The organism is Synechococcus sp. R55.8, from assembly GCF_047461895.1.
Classification (GTDB): domain Bacteria; phylum Cyanobacteriota; class Cyanobacteriia; order Thermostichales; family Thermostichaceae; genus Thermostichus.
This window is the reverse complement of the sequence record NZ_JANSIB010000185.1, coordinates 1-1,001: the sequence shown is the minus strand read 5'-3', so window position 1 is coordinate 1,001 and position 1,001 is coordinate 1. Positions and strand designations below refer to the sequence as shown.

The window sequence follows — 1,001 nt, the reverse complement described above, 5'->3', positions numbered from 1 at the left end:
CCTTTCAGTGGGTGGAGATGGCGGATGAGCCGCCCCCAGAGCCGCAGTGGATTGCGCCCGTCTCCGCCCGTGAGTCCGGTGTCTCTGAACCTCGGGATCACGTATCGGTGCGGCAGTCGCAAGTGGCCAATCCAGGTGAATGGGTAGAGGTCACTTCTGCAACGGCACAGCCTCTGCTCGCCTCAGCCGCAGGGAGTCCTGTCCCTGAGATCCTTTCTCCGCCGACAAGGGAGCTTGAGGTGCCCCAGCCCGCCCGGAACTCTGCCTCTCCTCAGCAGCAGCCAAAGGCCAGGTTAGAAAATCTGTCAGCGGGTTTAGCAGCTCTGGAGCAGGCAGTTGCCGATCACAATTGGGCGGAGGCGCTACATCTGACGGAAGAATGGCTGGATCGCTGGCCTCTGTCCTCTCTGCAGCGCCAGCAACTGCAGGACTATCGTCAGCATCTGCAAAGCCTACTGGCTACCTCCTCGGCAGCAGCAGTGGAGACCAAATCGGCTCAGATCTCTCCTGCTCAATCCCTCAAGCCTCAACCCGAAAGAGCAGCAAGTTCTCCTGAGGTTTTGCCACAACCCTACCTGTCGGCTCCAGCGGATCCGCATCCAACTTTGCCCTCTCCAGAGCCGATCGCAGCCCCGTTGGAAGAGCCTTCTCCCACCTTGCCCCCGACTTTTCCTACCGGATCCCACAACTCCGACTTCGGTCGCACCAGTGGGATCGAGTCCTCTCAGGCAGGCCCACCCAGCCTAAATGCCACCGCCGATCCGGATTGGGGAGACTACTTGGCTCAATTTCAAGAAAGGGTTCGCCAACACTGGATGGTACGGCGGGCACCCGGATCCTACGTAACGGTGGTGCAGGTGCGTCTGGATCGACAGGGATCCCTGCGGGAACTGCGCCTGCAAACCCCCTCAGAAGATCCCCTGTTGGATGCAGCCGTGCTCAGTGCCATCCAGCGCTCAGCCCCCTTTGCTCCTTTGCCCGAGAGCTATGTTGGCGAAGAA

The 1,001-nt window shown here is 60.5% G+C and carries 1 protein-coding gene; it reads left to right on the top strand.

The window, feature by feature from the left end:
- Window positions 1-239 precede the first annotated feature (239 nt).
- The coding region (locus tag NW829_RS12265) for a TonB family protein (RefSeq protein WP_414417203.1) at window positions 240-1,001 on the top strand (762 nt) is incomplete at its 3' end.